Below are 6,339 nucleotides of genomic sequence, written 5' to 3'. Positions count from 1 at the left end.
CCAGGTTCGTAGTGAGGACTTCAGTCCTTTCCAGGTTATTCGTTTCCAGGTTCGTAGTGAGGACTTCAGTCCTTTCCAGGTTATTCGTTTCCAGGTTCGTAGTGAGGACTTCAGTCCTTTCCAGGTTATTCGTTTCCAGGTTCGTAGTGAGGACTTCAGTCCTTTCCAGGTTCTTCGTTTCCAGGTTCGTAGTGAGGACTTCAGTCCTTTCCAGGTTATTCGTTTCCAGGTTCGTAGTGAGGACTTCAGTCCTTTCCAGGTTCTTCGTGAGAACTTCAGTCCTCATAATTTTAAAGAATAAAAACCGAGGACTAAAGTCCTGACTACAAACAATCGAACATGATATGATTTTGAGCTTGAGGAATCGGTGTTAACAGCAAATTTTCATTTATGCAGTTTAGCGACTTAGTAGAAAAACTGAATTTAGCCAACAGCCACAGCCTAAAAGCCTCCAGCGCTGCCGATCGAGAAATTACAGGCACCGCCCCAGTCGATGAAGCCACCGAGGGTACGATCAGTTACATAGAAGGAGCTAAATTTGCCGCTCATGCAGCCACTACAAACGCTTCAGCCTTAATTTTACCCTTAGATGAAGGCTTGCAAGCTCAATGCAGCGATCGCAACATTGCTTGGATTGCCGCAGCCGATCCCCGATTGCTATTTGCTCAAACCATCGGCATTTTTTACCAACCATTTCGCCCAGCATCCGAAATACATCCCTCCGCTACAATTCACCCCGAAGCCGAAATCGGTGAAAATGTCAGTATCGGCCCCCACACAGTTATTCAAGCAAAAGTCAAAATCGGCAATAACGTTTGCATTCATCCAAATGTCGTTATTTACCCAGATGCGGTAATTGGCGAAAATACAGTTTTACACGCTAACTGTGTGATTCACGAACGCGCTCGCATCGGGGCGAATTGCGTCATTCACAGCGGTGCGGCGATCGGGAGCGAAGGTTTTGGGTTTGTGCCGACAGCCTCGGGATGGGTGAAAATGGAGCAGTCTGGCTGCACGGTATTGGAAGAGGGCGTTGAGGTGGGCTGCAACAGCACGATCGACAGGCCCGCCGTCGGAGAAACCCGCATCGGCCAGAATACGAAAATCGACAATTTAGTACACGTAGGTCACGGCTGTCAAATCGGGAAAAATTGCGCTTTTGCCGCCCACGTCGGCTTAGCGGGCGGCGTACAAATTGGCAATAATGTAATTTTGGCAGGTCAAGTAGGAATAGCCAACCAAGCTAAAATTGGAGATGGCGCGATCGCCACAGCCAAAGCCGGAATTCACAGCGACGTACCCGCAGGTGCGATCGTGACTGGGGTTCCAGCAATTCCCCACAAACTATTTCTCAAAGCCGCTGCTGTGTACAACCGCTTACCCGAAATGTACCAGTCTTTGAGACAAATTCAGCGCCGGATCGATCGCCTTTGAAGCAACTAAGGAACTCCGGTAACGAATACAGGATTTGATATTATATCATTTGCAGTCAATTCCTCAGCATAAAAACAGTTTGTAGTGAGGACTTTAGTCCGCAGTTTGTAGTGAGGACTTTAGTCCGCAGTTTGTAGTGAGGACTTTAGTCCGCAGTTTGTAGTGAGGACTTTAGTCCGCAGTTTGTAGTGAGGACTTTAGTCCGCATCCATAATTACGACTAGAGTCTTGAGTACGAACCAATTTTATTGTGTGGTTTTAGCGAACATAATTTTAGTAGTAAATATCCGATCGCCAAACCAAACATATTCGGCACAAACCTGATTTAACAGCGTAAGTCCTATTCCCATAAATCGCTACAGACTCTTCTATTGTGAGATAATCGCTTAAATGTGGAACAGCCTGAATAACCTGCGACTGGTGTCGCCATCAATACCCGCAATTATCAAAGTAATTGTTTTTTTCTCAACTTGGGCTTGTTTGTGGCTACCTATAGCAATTATAGTGGCGATCGCCCTCAAATGGCATCCGCCCCAACCTTTAGGCAACAAAAAACTGCCTTTACTCGCTTCCCTTTACTTAATTGTACCCTTAATTTTGTGGGCGACAACTTGGATCGAAGGCGCATCTTTGGCTGACTGGGGTTGGGATTGGCAACCCGCAACTTTCATATCCTCGCTGGTGGGATTAACATTAGCAGTAGTCAGCTTAGCAGTTTTGTTCGGCGTGCAATTAACCGCTGGTTGGCTGGAACTACAAAACACCAAAGTTCAAACCGAAACAGGCGAAACAATCATTAATTTTCCGGCTTCAATTCTGAAGCCTTCAACTCTGGTGACTCTGTTATTAGCCCTGTGGATTAGCGCGACAGAAGAGTTAATTTTTCGCGGCTGTTTGCAAAATCTACTCCAGCAAGATTACTCAATATTAACCGCAGGTGCGATCGCCAGCTTAATTTTTGCGATCGCCCACCTAATTTGGGCGCCAAAAGAAACTATACCACAACTACCTGGATTGTGGCTGATGGGTCTGGTTTTAATTTTAGCCCGCATCGCCGACAATGGTAGCTTAGGATTGGCGATCGGACTCCACGCGGGTTGGATTTGGGGTATAACTACCGTAGATACAGAAGGACTAATTAATCTAACCAACAAAGTACCGGAATGGATTACAGGAATAGCAGCAAAACCCCTCGCAGGTGCGGTTGGAATCATGTTATTGCTAGCAACATCAGCCATACTTTTGTTAATTTAAATAAGACTTATTGCTAGAGGTATGTTGTTGGGCTTTAGCCCTCAGACTAGAGGTATGTTGTTGGGCTTTAGCCCTCAGACTAGAGGTATGTTGTTGGGCTTTAGCCCCCAGACGTAGGGTGCGTCGCCACCAATAATTATCGCCTGGAACCAGACAGCTATTGAGCGACGCACCCTACAATTTATAACTAAACTATTGTTCAATTACGCTGCATCGCGGACAGGAACAGGTTCAGGTTTTTTTTGGGTGAAATGTGCGGGGAGTACAGATTGTCTGACACATCTCGATATCGATCGCAAATATACCACTTCTGCTTGAATAGAATCCAGCGTAGAAAGACTGTCAACTAACTGCTCAAATTCATCAGCAGTAACTCCCGCACCCTTCAAGACTTCTTCGTTGAGCCGCCCGTACATTCCTTGCAGCAGGAGTTCGATAATCTCCGTGTAGTCAGCAATTTCTGTTCCGTAACCTTGCAATTTCTTGGGATTGACACCCCACTGCAAAATCTTTAACAACTCTTGGGGTGAGCTCCATGCAAAAGACGAAGCAATCACTTCTTTTTCTGCTGCGACTAGAGCGTGCTTGATTTCCACTTCCGGTAAATCTGGAGTGTTGATTAAGTTTTCCAGGTTCGACACTTGTCCATCTAACACGCGCAAAGAAAAAGGAGCTAATTCTACAGTTACCATGTCGCCAGCATCATCAATCATTCTAAAAGGATCTTCCAGAACATTAATTAGCAGATGGATGTCTGTAGGCTTGCTCCAGTCAAACTGTCCGAGGAAAAACGGTTCTTCGTATCCCGGTAAAAGTCCTTGAAAATAAATTGGCAGATTTTTGCCTGATTCAAGAATTTTATAAAGAGCGACTTCCAAGGTTTCTGTCGGCCACCCGAGATTGCTGACGGCGACCAATTTCAGTTTTCCGGGAACGGACACTACCAGAGCGTTCAGCAATAAATGTACGGCTTCGACAAGATTTTGAGCAGTGACGTAGCGGTGGGGAGCGTGAACGTTGACAGTTTTACTTTGCTCTACTTTTTTGGACATTTGCTCGCAGAACAAGCTATTTTCCAACATATGAGTAAAGCGAACCATCCCGTAAGTGACGTTTCCCGCTTGAGCTGCTTTGGCAAATTGCCATTCGGCAAACTTTTTGGAGGCTGCGTAAACTTCGGTTGTAAAGTATCGAGATGTTTTGCCTGTTGAAGAGAATACGCAGTCTGCTACACCGTATTCTTCGCATAGCTGGATGACGTGTTTGCATCCTAACAGGCTGGTTGTAACTGTTTCTCTGATTTTGATTTCAGCTAGTCCGGGTTGGCGTTGGGCTGCTAGGTGAAAAACAATCTGTGGTTTTTCTACCTCAAATATATGTTTCAGTGCCTCCAAGTTGCGAATGTCAACCGCATAGAAAGTTACTGCACCTTCTTTGTTAAAATGCGGGAGAGTTTCTTCAGGGTTTTGACATCGGGCTTTGTCTGCGGAAATGATTTTGGTTGCGCCTAATTCGAGGAGTTTTTCGATTAAGAAAGCGCCGACGCATCCTTCTCCCCCGGTTACGAGAATGGTTTTTCCTTTGATTTTGCTGTTGACTGCGGATGCGTGCAGGTGAATTGTACGATCGCGCACGTCGGTAAAAGGATCGCTTTCTAGTTGTCCGTCGGCTTGATAGGCGGTGATTAGCTGTGCGGTGAGAGTTTGTAGGGCTGCTAGGATTTCAGGATCTTGGGGTTCCGGGGAACCTGGGGGAACTAACCGTTGGATGCGATCGATTATTTCGGCTTTGCTAGCACCTTCAAACACTTCTGAGGGGTTAATTACACTTTTCACTGTTGGCTCCTTGAGATTCTAGAAATACGGTTGCTGATAAGCGAGTTGTTAAACTGATTTTCGAGGGACAGAATCTTTTAAAGTCTGCTTGATTTTAAGATTTTTTAGACTGAAAGCGACTTGATGGGAAAGACACCCTATGGTAAAGACACCCTATCGGCTCTCATACTAATTACTTGTCTTCAGCCTACTTGTAGTTTTATTAAGCATTTTTTTACCGATTTATTTTGGCGATCGACCAAGTTGGAACACGATCTATCAAACATTTGTCTCTACAACTATAAACTTAAGTTGCTGGCTGTTGGCAATACTCAAAACATATCTTTACTATTTCTTTGCAATCACCTACGAGTTTTGACGCAATTTTAAAGTTCATATAAAGTAGCGCAAGCGTTAAAACTCTTAACATTATATTTGACAGCGATTCCACAGCCTTTTACTACTCAAGCTATCTGTATGGCAGGTTACCAAATATAGCTAATGTTTCAGTAAATTAGGACTTACGCATTGACAAAATAACCAAATAGTGCATTGATAAAGAGGGAACATCTACGTGCCAGGTATCGGACAATCAGAAAAATAACTAAAACCTCGACAGCGCGATGCAATAAGGAGCTATACACCTTATTTTTACTCTCAGAACTCAAGTTTGGGGGGTGCAGTAGGCACTTCAGAGATATTGGGAGACGTTTCCGATGATAGTATTAATCGCTTTTTGGTGAGAGAGATATGAACCGTCAGATTTATTTTCGATAATAGAAAAGTTTATCAACTTAGAAGGAGGTATATTAAGTGTTGACGATACAGTCATATAAAAGCTGTATAGTGAACCAAAACATACAGAATTAATTAGCTATTTTTGGTCAGGTAAATACCATAAGCCGATCAGAGGATTAAACTCGATCGCGCTATATTATAGTGACATCTATGGTAATTCAGTGCCAATCAATTACAGAATTTACGATAAAAGAGAGGGAAAAACCAAAAACGATTATTTTAGATAAATGGTGAGGGAAATCACAGAATGGGGAGTACAACCAAGAATAGTAACGGGAGATATAGCCTTTCTCAAAAAGATGAGGTATAACTGACAGCTTATATAACCGCTTAAACCAAGAGGGCTGAAGCCCAACAACGTCCGCGAATCTTTGTGAGAACCGCTATAGTTGGTATTCAGGAGTAGAAAACTTAAAGTTTCTAAGAAACCAGAAACTGTTTTTTTCGGGATTAAAAAAAACAGAACCGTCTCTAATGAGCCGCACAAGTATTGCCAGGTAAGTAATTTAGAGATAGCAGATGAAGGATTAATAACTCATTTGAAAGAATTTGGATTTATAAAATTGTTTAGGAAAGACTTTAAAAAAGAAGACTCTAGACATTATATTTTATATCTGCCAGAACTGTCCAAGCTGCAAGAAACAAGTCGAAGTGAATTTATCACAATTCACGATATACATTGGGGCATTGAAACTTTTCATAGAGGACTCAAACAAGTATGTGGAATTTGTCGGTTCATGGTGAGAGACACCTCTGCGATCAAAACTCACATATAGCGGTTATCAGAAAGATGAGGTATGTTGTTGGGATGCGAGCCCTATACGTCTAAGCGGTTATACCAGCTCTCAGACGTACCTCATCTTTTTGAGAAAGGCTATATTTTGCTCACTTCACGCATTTATCAAATTGGAGTTGATGCGCTCTAAAAAGATAATTAGCAATTGGTATGAAGTCCAAAGGAATCTGTTCACTTTAGTTGTCCGTGAGCATATTTTGGCGAACCTTAGCAGTGATGGCATTATCTAGAATACATAGGGCT

4 protein-coding genes and 2 pseudogenes are annotated in these 6,339 nt (G+C 43.4%); 5 read left to right on the top strand and 1 reads right to left on the bottom strand.

Translation table 11 applies throughout. The features are described 5' to 3' along the window. From QZ938_RS20605 to QZ938_RS20595, 3 genes are all read left to right on the top strand, one after another. On the top strand, nt 1-301 hold a 301-nt coding region (locus QZ938_RS20605), incomplete at its 5' end, for a hypothetical protein (protein WP_293353071.1). An 89-nt stretch (nt 302-390) separates the two neighbouring features. Next, entirely contained in the window at nt 391-1,434 is a 1,044-nt protein-coding gene (lpxD, locus tag QZ938_RS20600) for a UDP-3-O-(3-hydroxymyristoyl)glucosamine N-acyltransferase (RefSeq protein ID WP_293353069.1), read from the top strand. Between the two features lie 390 nt (nt 1,435-1,824). Further along, the gene (locus QZ938_RS20595) at nt 1,825-2,688 is read left to right on the top strand and encodes a type II CAAX endopeptidase family protein (protein ID WP_293353067.1); all 864 of its coding nucleotides are present in this window, start codon (nt 1,825-1,827) and stop codon (nt 2,686-2,688) included. A 203-nt stretch (nt 2,689-2,891) separates the two neighbouring features. Here QZ938_RS20595 and QZ938_RS20590 read toward each other — a convergent pair whose 3' ends face one another. Beyond that, nucleotides 2,892-4,523, bottom strand: coding sequence for a polysaccharide biosynthesis protein (locus QZ938_RS20590; protein ID WP_293353065.1), 1,632 nt, complete (start codon nt 4,521-4,523; stop codon nt 2,892-2,894). 579 nt (nt 4,524-5,102) lie between these two features. Here QZ938_RS20590 and QZ938_RS20585 point away from each other — a divergent pair. Both QZ938_RS20585 and QZ938_RS20580 read left to right on the top strand, forming a co-directional pair. Next, a pseudogene (locus QZ938_RS20585) lies at nt 5,103-5,524 on the top strand (IS701 family transposase); the annotation flags it as partial. A 163-nt stretch (nt 5,525-5,687) separates the two neighbouring features. Continuing rightward, nucleotides 5,688-6,073: pseudogene (locus QZ938_RS20580) on the top strand (IS701 family transposase); the annotation flags it as partial. Nucleotides 6,074-6,339 lie beyond the last annotated feature (266 nt).

Source organism: Microcoleus sp. CAWBG27 (assembly GCF_020883145.1).
GTDB lineage: Bacteria > Cyanobacteriota > Cyanobacteriia > Cyanobacteriales > Microcoleaceae > Microcoleus.
Note: the sequence above shows the minus strand (reverse complement) of the source record. Positions and strands in the feature narration are given on the sequence as shown.

Bases quoted from the DNA above. Each gene is read 5' to 3' on its own strand.
- QZ938_RS20595 (WP_293353067.1), top strand. From the start codon at position 1,825: ATGTGGAACAGCCTGAATAACCTGCGACTGGTGTCGCCATCAATACCC.
- lpxD (WP_293353069.1), top strand. From the start codon at position 391: ATGCAGTTTAGCGACTTAGTAGAAAAACTGAATTTAGCCAACAGCCAC.